Origin of the sequence: Belliella pelovolcani (genome assembly GCF_900156785.1) — a bacterium.
Lineage (GTDB): Bacteria > Bacteroidota > Bacteroidia > Cytophagales > Cyclobacteriaceae > Belliella > Belliella pelovolcani.
Genome location: NZ_FTOP01000013.1, coordinates 64,930 through 89,199 on the forward strand (window position 1 = coordinate 64,930; position 24,270 = coordinate 89,199).

The window sequence follows — 24,270 nt, forward strand, 5'->3', positions numbered from 1 at the left end:
GTATACCAGATGATTATCTTTCAAAAAATCCAAGCGTAAGCTTAATAATGGGTAGGAGAATTCTAAATACTTTTCTTTCTCTTATCTTCTAAAAAAGAGCTAACTTTACATGCTCAAATATAACTTTCGCCCAACCCAATGAGTGATCAGATTAAGCACGAATGTGGAATAGCTCTTATTAGACTCCGCAAACCCCTCCAGTATTATATAGACAAATATGGATCTCCAGCTTATGTCTCAAATAGACTATATGTCTTGATGCAAAAGCAAATCAATAGAGGTCAAGATGGAGCAGGAGTAGCCAATATCAAAATCAACACCAAGCCAGGTACTAGGTATATCAGTAGATATAGATCGATTGAGCCTCAAGCTGTGAATTTTATTTTTGATAAGATTCAAAAAAAATATAAAAAAGCCAAGAAACTTGGTGGTGACCAAGCTTTACATGATGCTGATTGGCTCAAGGAAAACATAGCTTTCACGGGAGAAGTTTGGCTAGGGCATTTGAGGTATGGCACACATGGGGAAAATAGTATCGAGACTTGCCACCCTTTTCTCAAGCAGAATAACTGGAGAAGTAGAAATCTGGTCATGGCGGGTAACTTTAACATGACCAATGTGGAGGAACTTTTTGGGAAACTGGTAGAACTCGGACAGCACCCAAAGGAAAAGACAGATACAGTTACGGTCATGGAAAAGATCGGGCACTTTTTGGATGAAGAAAATCAGCGAATTTTTGATAAATACAAGCATCAGTATTCCAACGAGCAGATCACAGCAGTTATTGAGGATGAATTGGATGTTGCAAGAATCCTGAGAAGATCTTGCAGAGATTTTGATGGAGGGTATGCCATGGCAGGTTTGATTGGTAATGGATCGAGCTTTGTTGTAAGAGATCCTTCTGGGATAAGACCAGCATATTATTATGCAGATGATGAGATAGTTGTTGTCGCTTCTGAAAAACCAGCTATCAAATCTGCTTTCGATATCGATTTCAAACAAATCAAGGAGATCCAACCAGGAAATGCACTTGTCATCAACAAAGATGGGAACTTTGCTGAGCATGAAATCATGCCTGCAAGAGAGAAGAAATCATGCTCTTTTGAGAGAATCTATTTTTCTAGAGGTACAGATCCAGATATCTACAGAGAGCGAAAGCTGTTAGGCAAGGCTTTGATCCCTCAGATTCTTCAAGCAATAGATTTTGATTTGAAAAACACTGTGTTTTCTTACATTCCTAATACCGCAGAGACAGCATTCTTGGGAATGATAGAAGGTTTGGAAGATTATCTTAGTGCAAAGAGGAGAGAGGTTTTGCTGGAAGGTAAGCCACATCTTGAAGACTTAGAGGAGCTGTTGAATTTCAGACCTAGGGTGGAAAAATTAGTTTCCAAAGATGTCAAGCTGAGAACTTTTATCACCAATGATTCTGATAGAGACGCTATGGTGGCTAATGTCTATGATACCACCTATGAGGTAGTCAGGTCAGGGATTGATACGCTTGTAGTCATAGATGATAGCATTGTGCGTGGAACTACTTTAGAAAAGAGTATCCTAACTACACTGGATAAATTGGAACCTAAGCGTATCGTGATCGTCTCCTCAGCCCCACAGATCAGATTCCCTGATTGCTATGGCATTGATATGTCTAAAATGAAAGAGTTCATTGCTTTCAGAGCGACGATAGCTTTGCTCAAAGAAAAAGGAATGGAGTCCTTGATGAATGATGTTTATGAACAGGCAAATTCTGGTGAAGTACTTGATATCAATTATGTCAAAGGGCTATACGAGCCATTTACAGATCAAGAAATATCAGATAAAATCGCTGAAATTATCACCTCAGAAAATATCAAGGCTGAAGTTAAAGTAATTTATCAAACCGTGGACAACCTACACAAAGCTTGTCCAAATCACTTAGGAGACTGGTATTTTACAGGAGATTTCCCAACCCCAGGAGGAATGCGTGTTGTGAATCGTGCTTTTGTCAACTACATGGAGGGCAAAACGATTAGAGCATATTAATTTAAAAAAGCAGCCGGATGGCTGCTTTTTTTATAACTTATTGATGACTTCAAGTAATTCATTGGGATTGATAGGTTTAGAAATGAAGGCATCTGCTCCCTTTTCTATTGCCTGATTGGCAATATCTTGATCACCATAGCGTGTAATCAGAATTATTTTAGAGCCAGGAGATTTTGATTTGAGTTTTTCCAAAATCTCTAATCCAGTCATGTCAGGAAGCCTATAGTCCAATATTGCCAACTTGAACTCGTTCATTTCCATCAGTTCAAAAGCATCTTTACCATTTTGGGCATCCATGACTTCATAATTATTTCTTGATAGAAATTTTGTCAATAGTCTGCAGAAAACTACATCATCTTCTACGATTAATATCTTCTTATTCATGATTCTTGGTTTTGGGTGGTAAAATAATCTTTAATTGGGCTACTGCCATAGATTTTGATAGCATTTTGATCAATGGCATATACTGCCATAGCACTTTGGATAAAACCTTTGATCAATTCGTCTATACCTAATCCAAGCTGCCCAAAATTCCTGATATCAAATAACATCAGCCTTTCATCAGCATACGTCCAACCATCTTCCCCTTTGATAGAAAGGTTGGTGCCATACACTTCCCAAGAATTCATATCCTCAGGAAGCTCTTGGTTGAGGGGGAACCTGGATCTTCTCGAATATACTGCCAATGGCCGTATTCCCTCATCTGTCGCATGCATCATCAACCTAAGGTCAAATGCAAAGCTTCTTCCTTTGGAATCTGGAATCGTACCTACATGATACCAAGCTTTAGTTGGATCAAGGTTTTTGCTAAAATTACTATGAATCAATTCTTGGATCAAATATTCATCATCTGGATTGATTTCAGCCATGGCGTGATCCAGTTCTTTTTGACTAACCACAGTGTAGACACCCTGTCCGGCATTTGAATCGGGAACTTTGATCACCATGCTTCCTCCAAGCCTATCAAAGTGACCTTGCAATTCAGCATATTTTACCTTTCTGAATGTCTTTGGTGTAAATATTCCGATCCCTTTATCTTTGAACTGCTCATTGAAGACATCATAGGCTGCACTTGCGATTTCCTTGTTTCTTCCACCCGAAAGACAGGCTTCGATTGGATTTAGAATAAGTGTCTTGGTTTGCTTGGGTAGCCTAGTCCATGGTTCTTGAGTGACATACCTAAAGGCAGCTCTTACTTTGACCCATTCTTCTTTTTCATTTCTGACATACATAATGCCACCATCAAACTTCACGGGTGGATCGATGTCCGCTTTATCAAACTTGGCTAAAAAGACATTTTCTTCAAAAACATCGGCAATTGTAGCTGCATAGCCAATGTTTTCCATGGGATTTTTATCATAAATGACCGCTAATGCCCCATCCATGGTGTGCGCATCGACCATAGGTTTGAATGTCTTTTCAATCAGCCTCTTATAGCCACCTTGCTCTACGTTGAGGTCTAGAAGGGGCATAGATTTTTGACCAGAAGGACAGCTATTGGTCTCGATCACGGTAAGTTTTCTATTCCCTTCGTGGTTGGTGACGTGCATCAAGTCTGTACCTGCCCAGCGAAAATACTGAGGTTGATAACGAAGTATTTCCAAAAGACTTGCTAAATCACTTTGCGGATGCAATCTATGGTACCTTTCTGCCAACTGCTCGTGTGTCAAATTGAGAAAATAAGAGACCAGTGGATGAATATTTGAATTCAAGACTCTCGGATACCAATGATCCGTGGGCTCGAAATCCCCTGGTTCTACGAGGTGGACATTTTTTGAAATAGACAATTTCATATACTTATTTTTTTAATTTAAATAATAGACTCTATGGTATCCCAATTTTTCCAAAGCATCAGGATCCCACTCAATACCATGCTAGCGACTACAATTTGCCTGAAGAACAATTCTGAGATTTTAGCTAGTATAAGTTTACCAAAGTATACAGCGACCATAGAAGTCACACCTATCAGGATACCATATTTGAGGACTTCTCCAGTCACATAGCCAAAGTAGGCATAGCTGATAATCTTGGTAATGTGAAGAAGAATAGCATTAGCTGACCTTGTACCCAATAAGGATTCCTTGCTGATCCCATAATTGAGATAGGCCGAATTCATCAATGGCCCTACTCCTCCAATGAGTCCTGATAGAAATGCTACGATCAATCCCATTGGGGCAAAGTGCCATGCTTTTACTTTAAATCGGGGTTTACTAGGTTTTTTGAATTGCAACACCGTCGAAACCAGAAGCAAGCCGATCAGTATCTGTAAGTAATCGCTAGAAAGACTTGCAAAAAGTCTAGCCCCCAGAATAGAACCAATTATTGTAGATGGGAATAGCCATAGAAATAAGTTCCAATCTATGTGTTTCCAGAATAAAGCAACTTTTGAAGTTGAGCTCATACCAATACTGATTGCCATGACTGGAGCGACTGCTTTGACTCCAACTACTACCGCTACCAAGGGCATCAAAAGAAGGCTTGCACCACCACCAGTAAGCGTACTTAAGATAAAAACTACGAATGCCCCTAACAAGACCAGAAATAACTGCATGAAAGAATTAATTAATTTAATCGGAGAAATTTTGCGTCCGAATGATGGATGAATACTACTTTATACCTGTGATTAAGAAAATTTCATACCAGTTTTAGTAATTTTGATCAGAAATTAGTGATTAATAAATCCGATAAACGGGGAAAATTTCCCCATTTTGGGTATTTAAGTGTAAATGATAAATATGGAAGTAAATGTATCCTTGCTGAAGCAAGTTTGTGAAATAGCTGGTGCGCCAGGTTTTGAGAAGCGTGTCAGAAGTCTTGTTGTGGACTTGGTGACTCCCTTGGCAGATGAGGTCAAAATGGACAATATGGGGAATGTCATTGCTATCAAAAAGTCTAAAAAAAATCCAGATGCTAAAAAAGTGATGGTCGCAGCCCATATGGATGAGATTGGGTTTATAGTGACTCATATTGATGACAGTGGCTTTGTGAGATTTCATACTCTTGGAGGATTTGACCCGAAGACATTGACAGCGCAACGTGTTATCATCCATGGCAAAAAAGACTTAGTAGGTGTGATGGGCTCCAAGCCAATCCACGTGATGACAGCTGAAGAAAAAACAAAGCTGCCCAATACAACAGATTTTTTTATTGATTTAGGGATGTCTAAAGAGGAGGTAGAAAAGTATATTTCAATAGGTGACCCAATCACCAGAGATCGTGAATTGATAGAGATGGGTGATTGTGTCAATTGTAAATCTATTGACAATAGAGTGGCTGTATATATCCTAATTGAGACCTTGCGTACAGTCCAAGACCCTGCTTATGACTTGTATGCCGTGTTTACTGTCCAAGAGGAAGTAGGATTGAGAGGAGCAAATGTAGCTGCCCATGGAATCAATCCTGATTTTGGTATTGCATTGGATACTACAATTGCATTTGATGTTCCTGGTGCCCAGGCGCACGAAAAAGTGACAGAACTTGGAAAGGGTACAGCCATCAAGATCATGGATGCGATGACTATTTGCGATTATCGCATGGTGGATTTTATGAAGAAGACAGCAGAACAGCATCAAATCAAATGGCAACCTGAGATCCTTACTGCTGGTGGAACTGACACCGCGGGGGTACAAAGAATGGGTAAGCAAGGTGCCATCGCTGGAGCAATTTCGATACCTACCAGGCATCTTCATCAAGTGATTGAGATGGCGCACAAGCAAGATATTGCCAATAGTATATTATTGCTCAATGCTTGCTTAGAGGGTATGGATCAGTATGATTGGAAGCATTAAAAAACAAAAAAGCGGAGACTCAATGCTCCGCTTTTTTTATGACATCGGCAGGTTTCTTGTCAACCAGCCTGTCCTTCCAGCTGTTGCTATTGCAAAAGGTGTGATCCAAAATAAAGTAAAAGTATAGAAAATCGCATAGCTATAAGCCCAGATAGCCTCCTTCTTCTCTCTGTTGAGTACAAAGAAAATAGCTGGTATAAAGGAAAATATAAAGAGGCCTACAAAAAGTGAACTCAAAACTAACAAAGGTTGGATTATCAATAAAGTAATTAGCAATGCTAATGCAGGAAAAGCTAGAATGACTTTCAGCCACTGATTGAATAGAAGTAATCTAGTTCCAACTTTATTGCCTTTTCTAAAGTCAGAAAAGGCAAACTTTGTCAACATGATATTTTCTCTTACGTTGCTTCTTTCCCAGCGGGTAAACATTTTTCGAAGGTTATTATATCCAGTTGGAAGGTTAGTGTACACCTTTGCATTTTTCTGAAAAACCACCTCATATCCTTGTTTTAGAATCATATTGGTCATTGCTCTATCTTCACCAATAGTAGCCTTATTACCTAAAAATTCTTGATTAACCCAATCATTCAGACAGTTGAGGACTGCTGTTTTTCTATATGCAGCTAGAGCTCCTGGTGTACAAAGTACTGATCCTAAAACACTCTGAGCAGAACGGATAAATTCGAAACTAAATGCAAAACTTACATTTAGCATTTTTGGAATTAATCCCTCTTCTTTATTTAAAACCATGACATTGCCAGCTACAGCACCGCAAGATTTATTCACAACAAAAGGACTTACTATATTTCTCAATGTGTTTTTCTTGACAATTGAATCACTATCTACCGTCACAAAAACATCTCCTGTACCTACCATAAAAGCTCTATGTAGGGCTTCTCTTTTGCCCAAGTTTTTTGGTTGTTGATAGATTACTAGCCTTTCGCCAAGTTCGTTTATAGCTTTTAGCATCCATTTCCAAGTATCATCTTTACTACCATCATCAATTGAAATAATTTGTAATTTTTTCTTAGGATAATTGCTTTTGGCCAAACTTACAAGAGTTTTGTATACCATTTCGCCTTCATTATAAGCAGGAACAATCACTGTACAAGTTGGTAAGTTATTATCTGAGACAGATTTTATGACTTTATATTTCTTATGTAGGTGAAAAAGCCAGCCTAAGAAAGATAACTTGATTGTTAATAAGGATAAAGAAATGATATAAGTCCAATATCCCCAGCCTGTATCCAATCTTGCAACATGCAGCGCATCAAAATATTCTTCAAAGTAAAAAAGTGATAAAATAGCTAATATAATAGGAGTAAAAGTGAGCAAAATAATAAGGGGTTGGTTTATTCTTAGACCGGAAGATTTTGGTTTTGCCTGAATATTTCCTTTATTTTTTAAGAAATAGTAAGGGCCAAATGAAGATCTATACTTAGCTGGGTGAATAGCACTTTTGTAGATGTTTGACATTTTAATATTGGCTTTAATTTCAATTGCCAAATACCAATTCTAATGCCTGTTTTTTTGATTTTCAGGATTTCCCGTGATAAATATTAAAAATGAAGGTCTATGACTTTGGAAAACTGATTTTGAACTCAAGTTGATCATATCAGCTAAGCTGAAGTGAGTTTACAGGACGTTTTTTGGGTAAATTATTCCACAATATGGGGAATTATGGGGTGGCGAGATCGTTCAAAAAAAAGCATCATAACAAGTTTGCTATGATGCTCTATTCAATAATTTGACTTCTCAATTAAAAAGCTCCTTTGAAACCTTCCATTTTCTGATCCACTTGGGTGTCTACCATAAAAGAAACAGTATAGTTTTCCCAAGTCATGGTTATTTTTGCAACTTTATTATCTTCAGCTGATATGGTGTAGATCAATCTTTCTTGTGGGCTAGTCAATTTAGTAGTACTTGCTTTGAAAGCTACCAAATCATCTTTAGCTAAAGCTTCTTCGTCAATTTTGCCATCTTTCATATACGCAAATACTGAATTTCCTTTGCTATTGATTCTTACTGTCCAGTCACCAGATTCCGTGGGTGTCATAAAGATGGCATATTTACCTGGACGAAGATTTCTACCACCCACATTGACAGCTGTGCTGAATTCGATCATGGTCGTTGCATTGGCACCAGCTCTCCAAGTGGTTCCGAACTTTTCTATCTCACCAAAGATTTTTCTGCCTTTGACAGCAGGAGAGGAGTAATCAATGCTGATTTTGGTGAAGCCTACATTTTGTGATACAAATGCGGCAGGACTTGGGACTGGAGTCTGTAACTGCGCCATTGACTGTCCCATACCCACGAAAAAGAACATAAGGGTAAAGGAAGCGATAAGTAATTTAACTCTTTTCATATGTATATATTAAATGGGTTTATGTAAAACGAAGATACAACGTTTAAGTCAACATCTTGTTTACGCTTTTTGAGATTTCATACGCTTGGTTTCGACTTTTGAACAATAATTGCTTGTAATACTTATATAAATGAACCAAAAATTAAATTTTATGAGCTACACAGTAAAAATTACAGACATACTTTCCTTGACCCATGATGTCAAGATGTTGAAGACCGAAAAGCCAGAAGGCTATGATTTCAAACCAGGACAAGCTACAGAAGTAGCAATCAATAAAAAGGGTTGGACAGACGAAAAGAGACCTTTTACTTTTACTTCTCTACCACAGGATGATTATTTGGAGTTTGTCATCAAATCATACCGCGACCACGATGGTGTGACTAAGGAGATTGAAGATTTGGTAGAGGGGGATGAATTGATCATTGATGACTCTTGGGGAGCTATACAATATAAAGGTAAGGGTGTTTTCATTGCTGGTGGTGCAGGAATTACACCATTTATCAGTATTTTAAGAGACTTGAAATCCAAAGGTGAATTAAATGGTAATAAGTTGATTTTTGCCAACAAAACAAGTAAGGATGTCATCATGGAATCTTACTTTCACGAGATTTTAGGTGAGAATTTTATTTCGATTTTGGATCAAGAAAAAGTAGAGGGACACGCAAATGGGAGAGTAAATATGGAGTTTCTCAAAAGCAAGCTAGATGATTTCTCCCAAGAGTTTTATGTATGTGGACCACAACCTATGGTCGAGAGCGTAAGCGAATTACTAAAACAGCTAGGTGCCTTGCCTGAAGGAATTCCATTTGAAAAATAATGGTTTTTGAATCAAAAAGTATAAAAGCAGATGGCTTCCATCTGCTTTTCTATTATTCCTCTACATATTCCAAGATATCTCCTGGCTGACAATCCAACGCCATACAGATCGCTTCCAAAGTGTTGAAACGTACAGCTTTTGCTTTTCCTGTTTTTAGTATGGATAAGTTGGATAGGGTGATGTCTACTTTTTGGGACAGCTCATTGAGTGACATTTTTCGCTTAGCCATCATCACGTCCAAATTCACAATTATCGGCATTTTTCAGACAGTTAGTTCATTTTCAGATTGTATCTCAATTCCTTTTTTAAATACTTGAGCAAGTGCATAAATTAAGGCTGCCATAAAAAGATATTCAAATGCCCCACTAACATATGACGCAGAAACAGGAGGTACATCGAAGTCTCTTTTGGCTAACCACTTGAAATATTGGGAAGAAAAGATAGTTATAATACCAACTTGCAATGATACATAGCTTATTTGCTTTATTAAACTGACAATAGACTGACTAAAAGGCTGGTTCAAGTTAATTGTGAGGAATATTTTGATCATAAAAAGAAAAATAAATGCCTTTAGTACTTGAATCGTAATCATAAAAGATACCGCACCTAAATAATGCCAGTAATTTTCTTTTAAAAGGCCATAAAGGTCTAATCCTTCATAAAGATTTTTGGCAACTAAAGGATTGAAAAAGCTATAAGTTGTATTGAATATGAGACCTCCTGCCTTGATACAAAGTCCAATAAAAATAGACCAGATGACAACGGTGATTACCATAAAACCTGGTTGATTCGCCCATTTTTCCTTCCATTGATTTTTGATGCTCATAATGTAGATGTTTAAATGATGTTTCAAACATCGATAAAAATTTATTGAAAAACAATAAAAATATATTTTTATAGAATAAATAATTGTTAACCCTATGTTTTGGATTTTTGATAAAAGACAACACCTACGGTATCGATATGCTTGAGAAGATCTGGATTACTGATTTGTTTATATAAGGAAATATCAATTTTGTAGGGAAGTAGAAGTTCATCTAGGTCATTTTCTATTGCTTGTAAAATAGTGAGATTCAATCCTTCACCGATTAAAGTAAGGTCTATATCTGAACCTTCTCTGTAATTTCCCATAGCTCTCGAACCATAGAGGATGGCTTTTTCAATCTGAGTATAAACTTTAAAAGTTTCTAAAATCGATTGAATAGTATTGCTTGATAATCCAAATTCTACCATATTTTGCCTTGTTGCCCTGAATCTAATGCTTCCATTTTGTCTCTGAAATCGACAAATTCCTCAAAATATTCATAGATTACTTTCATGAAAATATCATCAGCTGTTTCTTCATTGTAGGTATGAGAAGTTTTGTTTCTACTTTTGATCATATCCATCCAGACTTCACCATTTGAAATTAAAGCAGCAGAGAAAGCCTCTCTAGTGGCATCTTTTGAACCATAGATTTCTGTATTCCCTGAATTTTTCAGAAAATCCTTCATCACATTCCACGCAAGTTCATGTGTATACTCAAATCGCTGTATTAGTCCCTCTTTTAAAATATCATCTAAAAAGTCATCTTTGTCGACTCTGCCTTCTTCATCAATTTTATAGACCTCTTTGATTTTGGTTACAGCTTGATCCAATTTGGCAAGGGCTTTTTTATAATTGCTGAATCGTTGCTGCCATCTGCTATTGCTTTCTTGCATAGTTAATTCATTAGATTGTTTAAAAAACTTGCTTCGCTTGAGAAAATATTTACCAATTTCTCTTCTGTTTATAAAAATAGCATTTGAATTCGATAAAAAATAAAATATTTGGTTATCCCAAGACCTTATCAAAATAGACAAGGTCTTGAGATTATAGATTGTACTAGCTTAACTTAGCCAAAGCCTCTTCCAGGGCTTTGATTTTAGCCTCAGCGTCAGCTTGTTTTTTGCGTTCGTTAGCAATGACTGCCTCTGGAGCTCCTGCTACAAATCGCTCATTGCTCAGCTTCTTCATCACTGTGTTTAGAAACCCTTTTGTATAATCAAGTTCCTTGGTGATGTTTGCTTTTTCCTCTTCCACATTCACCTGACCTTGCATAGGAATAAAGCATTCATCAGCTTTAACTACGAAACTCACCGCATTCTCTAATGAATCACCGAAATTGATTTCACTTAAATTTGCCAATTTTTTGAGCACCGCATCGAATCTACTGTATAATTCTGATTGCTGTGTTTTGATGGTCAAATCGAAAGCTTCTTTTGGAGATATTCCTTTGGAAGCTCTTAAGTTTCTCACCTGAGACACCACATCAAAAATCTGCGCAGCCTCTTGTATGATCTGGTCGTCAAATGATTTAGGTTTTGGCCACTTTGCGATGATCAATGCTTCAGAAGCCTCTCTTTCCTTGATTTGATGCCATAGCTCTTCGGTAAGGAACGGCATGAATGGATGCAAAACTTTTAAGATGCTTTCAAAAAACTCAATGGTTTTGGCATGAGTTTCAGCATCAACAGGAGCTTGATAGGCTGGCTTGATCATTTCCAAATACCAAGAACAGAAATCATCCCACACCAATTTATAAGTAGCCATCAAAGCATCAGAAATTCTGAATTTGCTGAAATGATCCTCGATCTCTGTCAGTGCTTCATTGAATCGATTTTCAAACCAATTGATCGCAGCTTGATTGCTTTGACCACTCAATTGGCTATCAATTTCCCAACCACTCACTAGACGGAAGGCATTCCAGATTTTATTAGAGAAGTTACGACCCTGTTCTACGAGTTTTTCGTCAAAAGGCAGGTCATTTCCAGCAGGTGAGGAGAAAAGCATCCCTGTACGGACGCCATCTGCACCGTAGTTTTTGATCAGTTCCAAAGGATCAGGTGAGTTGCCCAGAGATTTGGACATTTTTCTACCCAGCTTATCCCTGACAATGCCAGTGAGGTAAACATTTTTAAATGGCTTTTCTCCTGTGTATTCGTACCCAGCGATGATCATCCTGGCCACCCAGAAGAACAGAATCTCTGGAGCGGTTACTAAGTCATTGGTTGGGTAGTAGTATTTAAGTTCTTCATTGGGTTGTCCAGTGCTGAATACTTCTGAATCGAATACTGAAATCGGCCACAACCAAGAGGAGAACCATGTATCTAAAACATCCTCATCTTGAACGAGATCATCCAAGGTATAGGACGTATTGTATTTTTCATTGGCTATTAGTAAGGCTTCCTCTTTGGTCTTTGCTACTACATACTCACCATTTGGTAAGTAGTAAGCAGGTATCTGATGCCCCCACCATAGTTGGCGAGAGATGCACCAGTCTCTCACATTTTCCATCCAAGAGCGATACATGTTCTTGAACTTTGGAGGGTGCAGCTGGATCACATCTTCCATAACCGAACTCAATGCTGGCTTGGTGATGTCTTCCATTTTCAAAAACCACTGTAGAGAAAGCTTGGGCTCTACCACAGCATCAGTTCTTTCGGAATGGCCTACGTTGGATTTGTAATCTTCGATTTTATCTAGTTGGCCAGCTTCGTCAAGAAGTTTGGCTATTTTTTTTCTTGCGATAAACCTGTCTTCACCGACGAGAATTTGCGCTTTTTCATTGAGCGTACCATTATCGTTGAGGATGTCTATCACTTCTAGTTTATGCTTGATGCCCAACTCGTAGTCATTGATATCGTGTGCAGGTGTGACTTTCAAGCATCCCGTACCAAACTCCATGTCAACGTAATCATCTTCAATGATTGGAATAGGGCGGTTGACCAATGGTATGATGGCTTTTTTCCCCTTGAGATGGGTGAATCTTGGGTCGTTGGGGTTGATACAGATCGCTACGTCAGCCATGATAGTCTCTGGTCTTGTCGTAGCAATGGTTAAGAAATCCTCAGAACCTTCAATTTTATATTTGATATAATACAGCTTAGACTGTATCTCTTTCATGATTACTTCATCGTCGGAGAGGGCGGTTTTTCCTTGTGGATCCCAATTGACCATTCGGATTCCTCGATATATCTTGCCTTTCTTATGCAGGTCTACAAATACCGAGATCACCGCATTGCTCAAGTCAGCATCCATGGTAAACTTGGTTCTATCCCAATCACATGAGGCGCCAAGCTTCTTAAGTTGCTCGAGGATGATACCTCCGTACTTCTCTTTCCATTCCCACGCATGCTTGAGAAAGTCCTCTCTAGATAGCGATTTTTTGTCAACGCCCATTTCTTTGAGCATAGCTACTACTTTGGCTTCTGTAGCAATAGAGGCGTGGTCAGTACCGGGTACCCAGCAAGCATTTTTGCCTTCCATTCTGGCTTTTCGGATCAATACATCCTGAATCGTATTGTTGAGCATGTGGCCCATGTGAAGAACACCAGTGACATTTGGTGGAGGAATTACGATGGTATAGGGCTCTTTGTTAGGATCTACTTTGGAGGAGAAAAAACCGTTTTCCATCCAGTAAGCGTACCATTTGGACTCTGCTGCTTCAGGATTGTATTTCGTAGCTAATGACATAAAGGATTTTTAGCGCTTGATTTAAAACTTCAAGGCGCAAAAATACAAGAAAATCCTGAGTCTCCCGATCATTCCCAAATTTTCCTGAGTGTAAACTCTATGCATCGTGCTGCTAACTTAGCCGTACAAAGATCCTGATCAAAACTTGGGTTGAGTTCTACAACGTCCATACTGATCAATTTTTTGCTTTTGGCAAGGTGCTCAATCACCCTTAGTGCATAGTTAGGATCAAATCCCATAGGTGAAGCAGCACTTACTCCAGGCGCAAAAGCTGAAGAAAAAGCATCTAAATCAATGCTCAAATAAACCTTATTTACTTTGTCAAGGAGTGAATTTAGGACATCTTGTGTTTTATCCCATTCGCTGAGATTACAAGAATCACTTTCAAGCCACCATGTTCCCGTAAGCTTAGCCTTTTCAAATAGGGAAGGAGGATTGGCTGCTTTTTGAATGCCTAAGCAGACATATTGGAGTGGTACTGCTTTTGTTTTGGCATATTCGTGTAGCTGTAAAAATGGGGAACCCGAATGGCCTTGACCATTGACTTTTTGTCTCAAATCAAAATGTGCATCAAGATTTAAGACACCTAAGGTTTCTCCTTTTTCTGCTAAATGATCTATAATGGCTGCCCCATGAGGGAAGGCTAAATCATGCCCACCTCCAAGAATCACTGGGAAGTGTCTATGACGAAGCAATTCTGATATTGTACTTTGAGTAAGTGCATGAATTGATTCTAAATCTAATCCTTCAAGCCAAATATTGCCATAATCTAAGATAGCTAAGCTTTCTGGTAAATGATAAGCCATAGAGCCCATGACGCTCTTGATACTGTCAGGACCAATCTGAGCCCCTACTCTTCCTTGATTTCTTCTCACACCTTCATCTACAGCATAACCCAATAAAGCTATTTTCTTTTCAGAATTTTTATCAGCTAATAAACTTTCCGTACATTGTACTTTTTGATGCCAATATTCAATTGAATCTGCATTTCTTCCTTTCCAAAAATATTGAGGAGTGGGTTTGTGGCTATCCATATTTGCTGCTTTTATCTAAAGTATACATTTCATCACCTGAAGTCAAAATTTTAAATGTTTTATTTATGTCGTGCACGATATTAGTGAGTAATTTAGTAGATTTGTATCGCACACGATTTAAATTGAATACACATGTACAATAAATTTTATGAATTCTCTGCTGAGGATATTAAAGGGCAATTGATAGATATGACTGAATTCAAAGGAAAAACAGTCTTGGTGGTAAATACTGCAAGTAAATGTGGGTTAACCCCACAATTTGAAGGGTTAGAGAAATTAAATCAAAAATATAAGGACAAGGGCTTAGTTGTTTTGGGATTTCCTTGTGATCAATTTGGTAATCAAGAGTTGGGTACAGATGATCAGATATCAGAGTTTTGTCAGATCAACTATGGTGTGTCATTTCCAATGTTTTCGAAAGTTGATGTGAATGGTGATCAAGCTCATCCGATATTCAAATTCTTGAAAAGTAAATTAAAAGGAGGGATTTTGGGCTCGAAAGTGAAGTGGAACTTCACTAAGTTCCTTTTGGATGCTAATGGCAGGCCTGTAAAAAGATTCTCGCCATTTACGAAGCCTGAAGCATTAGAAAAGGATATTGTAAAACTACTAGAAAAGTCTAAATAATGGATCAGCTTAAGCTTGAGAATCAAATCTGCTTTCCATTTTATGCCTTGTCTAGATTGATTATCAGAGCATATCAACCTCACTTGGAGGAGCTGGGGATTACTTATCCGCAATTTCTGGTGATGCTTGTGCTTTGGGAGCAAGATGGCCAATCGGTCAATCAAATTGGTGAAAAATTGATTCTCAATACCAATACAATTACTCCTTTGCTGAAGAGGATGGAGCAAATGGAGCTCATACATCGTAGAAAAGCTAAAGATGATGAAAGGAAAGTATTGATCAGTTTAGCCCCTAAAGGGCTTTCAATGAAAGAAAAGGCTTCCTGTATTCCTGATGCACTCTTGGCCAATGTGGCCGGTGAAAAAATAGAGCGTACTCAATTTGACGAGCTGAAAAGTCAACTCAACTTTTGGATAGACGCTTTGAAAAAAGAGTGATTTAGCTCTGGAATTCCTGTAGACGAGGGTTCATCACTTTGAACCATAATGGTGGAATCAATGCCATCAACATGCTTGCTGGATAGCCTGTTGGAAGTTGTGGGCTATCATCCATGTGTCTTAGGATTTGATATTTTCTTGATGCTAGAAAATGATGATCAGAATGTCTTGTCAACTCAAACAATACAATTCTTCCCATTTCATGGTCAGAATTCCAAGAATGCCTAGGCATCACTCGTTCGTATCGCCCATTATTGAGAAGTTTTCTCCTCAATCCATAATGCTCAATGTAGTTGATAGTCTCTAAAAGTAAAAAGCCAATCACCCCAATCGCAATTGCATAGGGAAGAATTGAAGTCCCAAAATACCAGCTAATAATACTCAGATATCCGATTTGAGAGACAGAAAATCTGATCATTTCATTGTCCCATGAAAAGTTTTTAAGTCCTTTTTTAGTCAATCGCTCTTTTTCAAGTTTCCAAGCATTGAGATACTGACCAATGACAGACCTCAGGTAAAATGCGTAGATGGATTCATTTTCTCTAGCTGTTGCTGGGTCATCATCTGTAGAGACATGCTTATGATGCCCACGGTTATGCTCGATAAAAAAGTGCTGGTAGAAAACTGGCAATAAGCCAACCTTAGCCAAGAACTGTTCCCATTTATTGCTTCTGTGTCCCAGTTCGTGAGCCACATTTATCCCTAAGGAACCTAATACAATCCCAATACTAAAAGTTAGCCCTATCGTTTCATTCCAAACTAAAGCACTTTGACTGATTGTTTGGAAATAAAGAAATACAAGAAGCAGGCATATCGGTGCGCAAATATAAAGTAGGTAATCAAAGAACTTATTGGACAGTCTTCTCTTTTCCTCGGACTCGGTATAATTCTCTTCGGATGCTGGATATAGCGCATCTAGAATGGGGAAGATACCAAAAGCCAATATGACAGTAGCCCAAGACCACCAGCCTTGCCAAAGTAAAGCAATGTAAGCCGATAAGGGAATCGAATAAGCCAATAAGTACTTGAGGTCTTTCATTTTGAGGTAAATTAAATCACTTAAAATTTCTGAAAAATAAAATCTATTTGCAAATGATTTTGACCTTTTAAGAAGCATATAAACTTTGCAATGCATCTTCAAAATCAGTGATGTTTGGTTCTAATCCTTCTAAAATTGATTTTTTGTCAATTGAGCAAATGTCAAAAAGGAAATTTTGAAATAGATTATACAAATAATTTAAAATTTCAATAAATCCTCATCAACCATCTCTGGAATCGTGACCTTCAGTCCAGGCGTCCTTTCCATTTCCCTCTTTATTGCAAACAAAGCCTCCTCATTTCTGGCCCAAGCCCTGCGGGAAATGCCATTGTTCACATCATAGAAGAGCATGGATTGCAATCTGCGATTGGCTTCTTCTGTACCGTCGAGGAGCATACCGAAACCTCCATTGATGACCTCGCCCCAACCTACGCCGCCACCATTATGGATGGAAACCCAGGTGGCTCCACGGAAACTGTCACCGATCACATTGTGAATGGCCATATCGGCCGTAAACTTGCTGCCGTCGTATATATTGCTCGTTTCCCGGAAAGGTGAATCCGTGCCGCTGACATCATGATGGTCCCTGCCCAACACTACAGGTGCGGAGAGTTCTCCTGACTGTACGGCTTTGTTGAACGCTTCTGCAATATTGATCCGGCCTTCTGCATCGGCATAGAGGATACGGGCCTGTGAACCCACCACCAACTTATTTTTTCCAGCCTCTTCTATCCATTTGATATTGTCCTGCATTTGCTGTTGGATTTCTGCGGGAGCAGATGCTTTGATTTCCTTCATGATATCCATAGCAATGCGGTCTGTTTTCTCTAAGTCTTCTGGTTTACCAGAAGTACAGACCCATCTGAAAGGTCCGAAGCCATAGTCAAAACACATAGGGCCTAAAATATCCTGTACGTAGGATGGATATCGGAAATCAATACCATTTTCAGCCATCACTTCAGCCCCGGCACGGGAGGCTTCCAAGAGGAAAGCATTACCATAATCAAAAAAGTAGGTTCCTTTGGCCACATGTTTATTTACAGCTGCAGCGTGTCGTCGGAGTGAATCTTGAACTTTTGATTTAAAAGTATCTGGGTCATTGGCCATCATGGTATTGGCTTCCTCGAAACTCAAATCTACAGGATAATACCCGCCTGCCCATGGGTTGTGCAGGGAAGTCTGATCAGAACCTAGTTCAACTGTGATATTTTCCTCGTCAAACTTCTCCCATACATCCACCACATTGCCCAGAAAGGCGATTGAAACCACTTCCTGTTTTTCCTGAGCTTTTCTGACCCGAACGGTCAACTCATCCAAATCTTCCACCAACTCGTCAACCCAGCCTTGCTCGTGTCTTTTGTAAGCGGCCTTTGGGTTGACTTCGGCACAGACGGTGATGCAGCCTGCAATATTCCCGGCTTTGGGTTGGGCACCAGACATGCCTCCGAGGCCTGCTGTTAAAAAAATCTTGCCTTTTGGATTTATAGCTGCACCTAATTTTTTCCTAAAAGCATTCATTACCGTAATGGTCGTTCCATGCACAATCCCCTGTGGTCCTATGTACATATACGAACCTGCGGTCATCTGTCCATATTGGGTGACGCCGAGAGCATTGTATTTCTCCCAATCATCAGGTTTGGAATAGTTGGGGATCATCATCCCATTGGTGACTACGACTCTTGGGGCATCTTTGGAAGAAGGGAAAAGTCCCATTGGATGACCAGAGTACATGTGGAGGGTTTGCTCGTCCGTCATTTCGGACAAGTACTGCATGGTGAGCAAGTACTGGGCCCAGTTTTGGAAAACAGCCCCATTTCCACCGTATGTAATTAGTTCTTGCGGATGTTGGGCCACTGCTGGATCCAGGTTATTTTGGATCATCAGCATGATGGCTGCTGCCTGTTGGCTTTTGGCGGGGTATTCCGAAATCGGCCTGGCAAACATTTCATAGTCCGGCATAAATCGGTACATATAGATCCTTCCGTATTCCTGTAACTCTTCAAAAAACTCCTTTGCCAGTTCTTCATGCCAGGCCTTTGGAAAATACCGTAAGGCATTTCTCACAGCCAACTTTTTCTCTTCCATGCTCAAGATATCCTTTCTCTTGGGCGCATGTGAAAAATTAGGATTTGGTTGCTTCTTAGGGGGTAGGGTGGTGGGGATGCCTTGGGTTATATGGTCTTGGAAGGTCATATTTTACATGTTTTCGGGTTCTTTGAAAATTGAGGAGGGGATACTTATTGATATTAGCTGCGCGATATTTTCAGATATTGAATAAATACTAGCTTGGCAATCATGATTAATACTGTTGAAGATTAGTTTTGACATTCTCAATAGTTTTTTTGATAGGTCCTGTCTAATTTTTAAATTCAATCATATGTCTTTAGATTCGCCTCAATATCAATTAGTATCCAATATCTACCAATATCAATTTTTTAAATTTCAACACCCCTTTTAAATATTTTAGAAGGCTTCAATCTTCCTTGCTGATAAGTAATCTCTCTATAGTCATCAGTTGGGAAAAATATAAGATCAGCAATTTTGCCTATTTCCAGTGTGCCCCGGTCTGCAAGATTGAGTGCAGCGGCGGCTCTAAAGGTAATTCCAGCAAGCACTTCTGCATTGCTGAGTTTCTCGAAAGTGCCCAAGGCAGCAGCCTGCATCAATAGATCACCCATGGGTGCCGAACCTGGATTCCAGTCAGAGGCGATAGCCAAAGAAGCTCCTGAATCGAGAATTTTTCTGGCTGGCGTATAAGCCATGCCTAAGCCTAAAGATGCTCCTGGAAGGGCAACCGCTATGGTATCTGAACTTGCCAATAACTCAATTTCCTTATCTGTACTGGATTCTAGATGGTCTGCGGAGATTGCGCCGAAATTCACGGCTACCTGAGAACCGCCAGCATAAAACTGATCCGCATGCACCGTAATATCAAAGCCCATTTCCTTTGCTTTTTGGAAGTAGGGTTGAATATCTTCGGCTGTAAAAGCTGTTTCCTCTATAAACGCATCGATGCGATTGGCTAGTCCTTCTGATCGTAGGGTAGGGAAGAGTTCCTCGCTTACAGCTTTCAAATAATCCTTCTGAGTCCCTTGATAGTCTATAGGCGGAATGTGAGCTGCCAAGCAAGTTGGAATCAAATCAGCAAATGTATTTTCATTAGCCAATTTAATAGCTTTGAGCATTTTGAGTTCTTCTTCAATAGCTAAGCCATAGCCACTTTTTACTTCAATCGTAGTAATCCCATCTTTGAGGTGCCTATTGGCTCTTTGCACAGTCAGCTGAGCTAGTTTGTCAAGGCTAGCTTTCCGCGTTTGCGTGACTGTATCCCAGATTCCTCCTCCTGATTTTGCTATTTCAAGATAAGATATTCCAGCATTGCGCATGGCGTAGTCTTTGGCTCTGCTACCCCCAAAGCAAATATGGGTGTGACAATCAATGAAACCTGGAAGGGCTACAAAATCACCTTTTAGGTTGACCATGTCCGAACCAATGGATTGAGCCTCAGGATATAAGTCCCAGTACGGTCCAATATCATAGATTTTATCATCTTTGATCAGAATCCCAGCTTCTTGGATTACATGCAGCTGCTCGTCTTTCAATGCTCCCTTTACAGGAAGGTTTGCCATGGTAACCGCCTGGCGAATTGGACCAATGAAGGTGTATTTTATGGTATGCATATTTATTTTTTTAGGTTTTTGCCACTAAGGCACAAAGACACGAAGCTTTGGTTTTTGGCTCGAAAAGCCGCAAATTCTGCCGCAAGAATGGGTTTATTATTTTCTCATCTCGCATTTCATCTCAAACTTCTCATTTGCCACTAAGGCACAAAGACACGAAGCTTTGGTTTTTGGCTCACAGACCTGCCTTTCGGTAGAAAAGGAGGCGAATGCTTTTGTAAGATAGAGAAAACTGCATTCCTTCTTTGTTTTCTAATTTCTCGCATCTCATATTGCCAAGTAATATATACCCGCTATTTTCTTAGTGTCTTGGAGACTTTGTAGCTTTCTTTAAAATTTATCAAACTCCCTAGACCATTGCGTTTCCAATTCCAATCTTTCTTTCTCAGCAACCTCCCTTGCCAAGTTAAGTAATTCCCCACTTCGGATGATCTCAATGGCAGTTTCCATATCTTCATACATGATTTGGTCTTCGGTGACATGCTTGATTTTGGTACGGACATGTTCGTAGAGGGCAGTCATGATCTTTCCTGATTTCAGAGGTGCATGAAAGTCCACCGCTTGGGCAGCACAGAAGAGTTCTACGCCTAGTATTTTTTCTACATTCTCTATTACCTGTAGGGCTTTTCTTGCCCCGATAGAACCCATACTCACATGGTCTTCCTGGCCAAGGGAGGTTGGGATACTATCAGCCGAGGAAGGAAAACAAAGTCCCTTATTCTCACTTGCCAAAGCCGAAGTGGTGTATTGAGGGATCATAAAACCGGAGTTCAAGCCGGTTTCTTTCAATAGTAGTTTGGGAACTCCTGGCGTGTCACCTTCCAAGGAAAGGTATATTCTTCTGTCAGATATATTTCCAATCTCCGATGCGGCCAAACAAGCATAATCCAATGGCATGGCAATGGGCTGACCATGGAAGTTACCTCCGCTGATGGTATGGGTTTCATCAAAGACCACTGGGTTGTCAGTCACTGAGTTGATTTCTGTTTCCAGCATGTGCTTCAAATGCAGCCAAGCATTGCGGGAAGCTCCATGTACTTGAGGCATACAGCGCAAGGAATAAGGGTCCTGTACCCGTGCACAGGTCGCATGGGAATGCACAATCTCAGATTCATGTAAGAGGTTGAGGATGGTCTGGGCTACATGTTGATTGCCTGCATAAGGTCGCAGTTGATGGAGTTCGGCAGAAAATGGTTTGATAGAACCTAGCAAACCTTCCAGCATCATGGCACCGGTGATATCTGCATGGGCAAGGATATTGTAAAACCGCTCTAAAACTTTCACGCCAAATGCAGCGATAAACTGCGTGCCGTTGATCAATCCTAGTCCTTCTTTGGGGCCAAGGTGGATGGGGGATAGGTGATGCTCTTGGAGGACTTCTGCCGCCGAGCGTATTTTTCCACCTACATGCACCTTTCCCAATCCGATCAGCGGTAAAAACAAATGGGAGAGGGGAGCGAGGTCGCCCGATGCGCCTACCGACCCCTGTTTGGGTACCACTGGAATGATATCATTTTCAATATGCCAAAGTATCCTGTCCAAGGTTTGTTCCTGTATGCCCGAGAAACCTTTTGCTAGCGCATGTAACTTCAGGATCAGCATCAGTTTGGAAATCTCCACAGGAATAGGTTCGCCTACACCCACTGCATGGCTTTTGAGCAGGTTTTCTTGGAGTTTACGGGTTTGATCGGGAGAGATCAGCGTGGTGCACAAAGGTCCAAAACCAGTATTGATGCCATAGACAGGTTGGCCCTTGGCTACGATTTTTTCGACCGCAGCAGCACTGGCTTTTACTTTTTCTCGTGTTTCAGAGCTGAGAATGCCTTTTATGTTCCCATTAGCGATGCCGAGGGCGATGGAGGCGGTGAGGTGTTGTTGGGCGTATAAGAAGGTTTTCATAGGTTTCATGTTGGTTTATTGCCACAAAGGCACAAAGGCACTAAGATTTTTATTTTGGTTTTCCACAATGGCACAAAGGCACTAAGATATGTACTTTGGTTTGCTGCAAACCTGCCTGAATGCAGACAGGGGCGCAAAGGCACTACGAATTAAATATGGCTAGAAAATACCAATACCTAGAAATAATTCTTTGAGCCTTCGTGACTTCGTGGCATTGAAATTCAAAAATAGTCAGTTATAAACATAATTATAAATACCAATTTCATGCATTAATAATAACTATTGGTTATTTAAAAAATAAACGTTTAAATTCACAGTAATACTTGGGTCTATTAATTTGCAGTTGTATTTTGGTTTCAATGATTTAAACTTTTACGAAATGGAGTTTAATGCGCTCAGTATTGAAGAAGAAAGGATAGGAAAGTGTATTGTAAATGCATCTTACATCATCCATAAAAGTATTGGGCCCGGGCTTTTAGAAAAAATCTATGAAGTTTGTTTGACGCATGAATTGAGAAAAGCAGGTTTGGATGTAAAAAGACAAGTTACTATTCCAATTCAGTATGATGGAATACAATTTGATGAAGGTCTGAGGTTAGATTTATTGGTGGAAGATAAAGTTATCATTGAGATCAAATCAGTAGAACAAGTAAACCCTGTTTGGGAAGCTCAGATTATCAGTCATTTGAAATTGACAGGTTTGAGTTTAGGCTATTTGATTAACTTCAATGTTCCTTTAATAAAGAATGGTATTAGGCGATTCCGTAATTGAATTAAAGACTTAAAAATATTGCCACTAAGACTCAAAGACACAAAGGGAATTCAAAAAGGGTATAGCCACAAAGACACAAAAGAAATTCAAAAAGAGGATAGCCACAAAGACGCAAAGGCACAAAGGAAATTCATAAAATGTATATCCAGAAAAGGCAAAGAACAAGTGTAGAGATGTAATAGTAGTTATACCTAGGCTTCAAATTCCCTTATTTAAAATAGCTTTGTGTCATAGTGCCTTCGTGGTATCAAAGAAAAAAACCTTAGTGCCTTTGTGGCAAAATAAAACTAATATAATATACTTGGTGCCTTCGAGCCTTTGTGGCATCAAAAACTTTGGATCTTGAATATAGAATTAAGACACCTCGAATACTTCCGTGCCGTCGCCGAAGAACTGAACTTTGGGCGTGCTGCTGAGCGATTATTTATCTCCCAACCGGGTCTCAGCCGTCAGATCAAGCAGATGGAGGAGATATTGGAAGTACAACTCTTTGAACGAACCAAGAGGAAAGTCGAACTCACAGCTGCTGGTCAGTTCCTCAAAGCAGAGGTAGACTATATCTTCAATCACCTGAAACTCACCAAAACCCAAATCAAGGAAATTGCTGCTGGGAATATTGGGGAGTTAAGGGTTGGATTCTTAGGCTCAGCGGCACATACGGTAATCCCTGAACTTCTCGTCAAAATCTCCCAAACTTATCCCGGAATCCAGACTTCTTTGGAAGAACTCAGCAATGCGATGCAGATCGAAATGTTGGAGAAGGATAAGCTGGATTTGGGATTTGTACGATTGGCAAGGGTTCCAGAATCTTTGGAAATGAAAATGGTCCATCAGGATACTTTTTCGGTGGTTTTGCCAACAGAGCATCTTTTGTCTTCGGATGATTTTAAGCATATTGGGCAATTGAAGGATGAAAATTTTATCCTGTTTTCCCAGGATTATTCCTCCATTTACTACGATAAAATCATGTCTATTTGCGAGGATAGGGGTTTTTCCCCACGCATCACCCATAAGTCTGTCCATGCCCTGACCATTTTCAAATTGGTGGAGGCAGGCTTGGGTGTGGCCATAGTGCCAACTTCTTTGAAGCAAGGTTATGATTTAAAGGTGAAGTTTATTGAACTGGACAAAATCAAACAAAAAACGGAGTTGTATGCTGTTTGGAAAAAGGGGAATAGGAATGCGGCTTTGGGTAAGGTGTTGGGGTTGATATAAATGTGAAAATGATATTGATAGATATTTGCTCTACTTGTCGGTAGACAGGTTTGTGATATTGATGGATATTTGGGTTTTAAT

General features: G+C 39.6%; 22 protein-coding genes. 7 read left to right on the forward strand and 15 right to left on the reverse strand.

Translation table 11 applies throughout. The features are described from left to right. Positions 1 to 138 precede the first annotated feature (138 nt). Entirely contained in the window at positions 139 to 2,022 is a 1,884-nt protein-coding gene (locus BW935_RS13770; protein ID WP_076502364.1) for an amidophosphoribosyltransferase, read from the forward strand. A 30-nt stretch (positions 2,023 to 2,052) separates the two neighbouring features. On the opposite strand, the gene BW935_RS13775 is transcribed toward BW935_RS13770, so the two are convergent. The 3 genes from BW935_RS13775 to BW935_RS13785 are packed head-to-tail and all read right to left on the reverse strand — an operon-like array spanning position 2,053 to position 4,573. Continuing rightward, positions 2,053 to 2,406, reverse strand: coding sequence for a response regulator (locus tag BW935_RS13775; RefSeq protein ID WP_076502365.1), 354 nt, complete (start codon positions 2,404 to 2,406; stop codon positions 2,053 to 2,055). Next, positions 2,403 to 3,815: an ATP-grasp domain-containing protein gene (locus tag BW935_RS13780; protein WP_076502366.1), complete on the reverse strand. Its 1,413-nt coding sequence runs from the start codon at positions 3,813 to 3,815 to the stop codon at positions 2,403 to 2,405. The genes BW935_RS13775 and BW935_RS13780 overlap by 4 nt, the downstream gene beginning before the upstream one ends. 17 nt (positions 3,816 to 3,832) lie before the next feature. Further along, the gene (locus BW935_RS13785) at positions 3,833 to 4,573 is read right to left on the reverse strand and encodes a sulfite exporter TauE/SafE family protein (RefSeq protein ID WP_076502367.1); all 741 of its coding nucleotides are present in this window, start codon (positions 4,571 to 4,573) and stop codon (positions 3,833 to 3,835) included. A 184-nt stretch (positions 4,574 to 4,757) separates the two neighbouring features. On the opposite strand from BW935_RS13785, the gene BW935_RS13790 reads away from it, so the two are divergent. Further along, positions 4,758 to 5,810, forward strand: coding sequence for a M42 family metallopeptidase (locus BW935_RS13790; protein ID WP_076502368.1), 1,053 nt, complete (start codon positions 4,758 to 4,760; stop codon positions 5,808 to 5,810). A 36-nt stretch (positions 5,811 to 5,846) separates the two neighbouring features. Here BW935_RS13790 and BW935_RS13795 read toward each other — a convergent pair whose 3' ends face one another. Then, positions 5,847 to 7,286 carry a glycosyltransferase family 2 protein gene (locus BW935_RS13795; RefSeq protein ID WP_084565955.1) on the reverse strand — a complete coding sequence of 480 codons (1,440 nt, stop codon included), beginning with the start codon at positions 7,284 to 7,286 and terminating at the stop codon, positions 5,847 to 5,849. 283 nt (positions 7,287 to 7,569) lie between these two features. Then, complete coding sequence (locus BW935_RS13800) at positions 7,570 to 8,175, reverse strand: DUF2911 domain-containing protein (protein WP_076502369.1); 606 nt, start codon at positions 8,173 to 8,175, stop codon at positions 7,570 to 7,572. A gap of 151 nt (positions 8,176 to 8,326) precedes the next feature. Between BW935_RS13800 and BW935_RS13805 the strand changes: the two genes are divergently transcribed. After that, the gene (locus BW935_RS13805) at positions 8,327 to 8,992 is read left to right on the forward strand and encodes a ferredoxin reductase domain-containing protein (RefSeq protein ID WP_076502408.1); all 666 of its coding nucleotides are present in this window, start codon (positions 8,327 to 8,329) and stop codon (positions 8,990 to 8,992) included. Between the two features lie 52 nt (positions 8,993 to 9,044). Here BW935_RS13805 and BW935_RS13810 read toward each other — a convergent pair whose 3' ends face one another. From BW935_RS13810 to hutG, 6 genes are all read right to left on the reverse strand, one after another. Next, complete coding sequence (locus tag BW935_RS13810) at positions 9,045 to 9,251, reverse strand: helix-turn-helix domain-containing protein (protein WP_076502370.1); 207 nt, start codon at positions 9,249 to 9,251, stop codon at positions 9,045 to 9,047. A gap of 3 nt (positions 9,252 to 9,254) precedes the next feature. Continuing rightward, positions 9,255 to 9,818, reverse strand: coding sequence for a DUF2975 domain-containing protein (locus BW935_RS13815; protein ID WP_076502371.1), 564 nt, complete (start codon positions 9,816 to 9,818; stop codon positions 9,255 to 9,257). A 92-nt stretch (positions 9,819 to 9,910) separates the two neighbouring features. Continuing rightward, positions 9,911 to 10,225: a nucleotidyltransferase domain-containing protein gene (locus BW935_RS13820; protein WP_076502372.1), complete on the reverse strand. Its 315-nt coding sequence runs from the start codon at positions 10,223 to 10,225 to the stop codon at positions 9,911 to 9,913. Next, on the reverse strand, positions 10,219 to 10,692 hold the full coding sequence (locus BW935_RS13825; protein WP_076502373.1) for a nucleotidyltransferase substrate binding protein: 474 nt from the start codon (positions 10,690 to 10,692) through the stop codon (positions 10,219 to 10,221). The genes BW935_RS13820 and BW935_RS13825 overlap by 7 nt, the downstream gene beginning before the upstream one ends. 163 nt (positions 10,693 to 10,855) lie before the next feature. After that, entirely contained in the window at positions 10,856 to 13,486 is a 2,631-nt protein-coding gene (locus tag BW935_RS13830; protein WP_076502374.1) for a valine--tRNA ligase, read from the reverse strand. A 68-nt stretch (positions 13,487 to 13,554) separates the two neighbouring features. Continuing rightward, the gene (gene hutG / locus BW935_RS13835; protein WP_076502375.1) at positions 13,555 to 14,520 is read right to left on the reverse strand and encodes a formimidoylglutamase; all 966 of its coding nucleotides are present in this window, start codon (positions 14,518 to 14,520) and stop codon (positions 13,555 to 13,557) included. 132 nt (positions 14,521 to 14,652) lie between these two features. Here hutG and BW935_RS13840 point away from each other — a divergent pair, with 132 nt between their 5' ends. Together BW935_RS13840 and BW935_RS13845 are read left to right on the forward strand one after the other, a co-directional pair. After that, positions 14,653 to 15,147 carry a glutathione peroxidase gene (locus tag BW935_RS13840; protein ID WP_076502376.1) on the forward strand — a complete coding sequence of 165 codons (495 nt, stop codon included), beginning with the start codon at positions 14,653 to 14,655 and terminating at the stop codon, positions 15,145 to 15,147. Next, on the forward strand, positions 15,147 to 15,584 hold the full coding sequence (locus tag BW935_RS13845) for a MarR family winged helix-turn-helix transcriptional regulator (protein ID WP_076502377.1): 438 nt from the start codon (positions 15,147 to 15,149) through the stop codon (positions 15,582 to 15,584). The genes BW935_RS13840 and BW935_RS13845 overlap by 1 nt, the downstream gene beginning before the upstream one ends. 1 nt (position 15,585) lies before the next feature. On the opposite strand, the gene BW935_RS13850 is transcribed toward BW935_RS13845, so the two are convergent. From BW935_RS13850 to hutH, 4 genes are all read right to left on the reverse strand, one after another. Further along, positions 15,586 to 16,623: an alkane 1-monooxygenase gene (locus BW935_RS13850; RefSeq protein ID WP_076502409.1), complete on the reverse strand. Its 1,038-nt coding sequence runs from the start codon at positions 16,621 to 16,623 to the stop codon at positions 15,586 to 15,588. A 198-nt stretch (positions 16,624 to 16,821) separates the two neighbouring features. Continuing rightward, positions 16,822 to 18,816: a urocanate hydratase gene (locus tag BW935_RS13855; RefSeq protein WP_076502378.1), complete on the reverse strand. Its 1,995-nt coding sequence runs from the start codon at positions 18,814 to 18,816 to the stop codon at positions 16,822 to 16,824. 242 nt (positions 18,817 to 19,058) lie between these two features. Next, the gene (hutI, locus tag BW935_RS13860) at positions 19,059 to 20,303 is read right to left on the reverse strand and encodes an imidazolonepropionase (protein WP_076502379.1); all 1,245 of its coding nucleotides are present in this window, start codon (positions 20,301 to 20,303) and stop codon (positions 19,059 to 19,061) included. A 330-nt stretch (positions 20,304 to 20,633) separates the two neighbouring features. Beyond that, entirely contained in the window at positions 20,634 to 22,202 is a 1,569-nt protein-coding gene (gene hutH, locus BW935_RS13865; protein WP_084565959.1) for a histidine ammonia-lyase, read from the reverse strand. A gap of 379 nt (positions 22,203 to 22,581) precedes the next feature. Between hutH and BW935_RS13870 the strand changes: the two genes are divergently transcribed. Then, positions 22,582 to 22,974, forward strand: coding sequence for a GxxExxY protein (locus tag BW935_RS13870; protein ID WP_076502381.1), 393 nt, complete (start codon positions 22,582 to 22,584; stop codon positions 22,972 to 22,974). A gap of 342 nt (positions 22,975 to 23,316) precedes the next feature. Beyond that, a complete protein-coding gene (locus BW935_RS13875) occupies positions 23,317 to 24,189 on the forward strand; it encodes a LysR family transcriptional regulator (protein ID WP_076502382.1) in 873 nt (290 codons plus the stop codon). Positions 24,190 to 24,270: the final 81 nt, after the last annotated feature.

Coding starts and splice junctions, on each gene's coding strand:
- BW935_RS13770 (WP_076502364.1), top strand. CDS start 139: ATGAGTGATCAGATTAAGCACGAATGTGGAATAGCTCTTATTAGACTC.
- BW935_RS13775 (WP_076502365.1), bottom strand. CDS start 2,406: ATGAATAAGAAGATATTAATCGTAGAAGATGATGTAGTTTTCTGCAGA.
- BW935_RS13780 (WP_076502366.1), bottom strand. CDS start 3,815: ATGAAATTGTCTATTTCAAAAAATGTCCACCTCGTAGAACCAGGGGAT.
- BW935_RS13785 (WP_076502367.1), bottom strand. CDS start 4,573: ATGCAGTTATTTCTGGTCTTGTTAGGGGCATTCGTAGTTTTTATCTTA.
- BW935_RS13790 (WP_076502368.1), top strand. CDS start 4,758: ATGGAAGTAAATGTATCCTTGCTGAAGCAAGTTTGTGAAATAGCTGGT.
- BW935_RS13795 (WP_084565955.1), bottom strand. CDS start 7,286: ATGTCAAACATCTACAAAAGTGCTATTCACCCAGCTAAGTATAGATCT.
- BW935_RS13800 (WP_076502369.1), bottom strand. CDS start 8,175: ATGAAAAGAGTTAAATTACTTATCGCTTCCTTTACCCTTATGTTCTTT.
- BW935_RS13805 (WP_076502408.1), top strand. CDS start 8,327: ATGAGCTACACAGTAAAAATTACAGACATACTTTCCTTGACCCATGAT.
- BW935_RS13810 (WP_076502370.1), bottom strand. CDS start 9,251: ATGCCGATAATTGTGAATTTGGACGTGATGATGGCTAAGCGAAAAATG.
- BW935_RS13815 (WP_076502371.1), bottom strand. CDS start 9,818: ATGAGCATCAAAAATCAATGGAAGGAAAAATGGGCGAATCAACCAGGT.
- BW935_RS13820 (WP_076502372.1), bottom strand. CDS start 10,225: ATGGTAGAATTTGGATTATCAAGCAATACTATTCAATCGATTTTAGAA.
- BW935_RS13825 (WP_076502373.1), bottom strand. CDS start 10,692: ATGCAAGAAAGCAATAGCAGATGGCAGCAACGATTCAGCAATTATAAA.
- BW935_RS13830 (WP_076502374.1), bottom strand. CDS start 13,486: ATGTCATTAGCTACGAAATACAATCCTGAAGCAGCAGAGTCCAAATGG.
- hutG (WP_076502375.1), bottom strand. CDS start 14,520: ATGGATAGCCACAAACCCACTCCTCAATATTTTTGGAAAGGAAGAAAT.
- BW935_RS13840 (WP_076502376.1), top strand. CDS start 14,653: ATGTACAATAAATTTTATGAATTCTCTGCTGAGGATATTAAAGGGCAA.
- BW935_RS13845 (WP_076502377.1), top strand. CDS start 15,147: ATGGATCAGCTTAAGCTTGAGAATCAAATCTGCTTTCCATTTTATGCC.
- BW935_RS13850 (WP_076502409.1), bottom strand. CDS start 16,623: ATGAAAGACCTCAAGTACTTATTGGCTTATTCGATTCCCTTATCGGCT.
- BW935_RS13855 (WP_076502378.1), bottom strand. CDS start 18,816: ATGACCTTCCAAGACCATATAACCCAAGGCATCCCCACCACCCTACCC.
- hutI (WP_076502379.1), bottom strand. CDS start 20,303: ATGCATACCATAAAATACACCTTCATTGGTCCAATTCGCCAGGCGGTT.
- hutH (WP_084565959.1), bottom strand. CDS start 22,202: ATGAAAACCTTCTTATACGCCCAACAACACCTCACCGCCTCCATCGCC.
- BW935_RS13870 (WP_076502381.1), top strand. CDS start 22,582: ATGGAGTTTAATGCGCTCAGTATTGAAGAAGAAAGGATAGGAAAGTGT.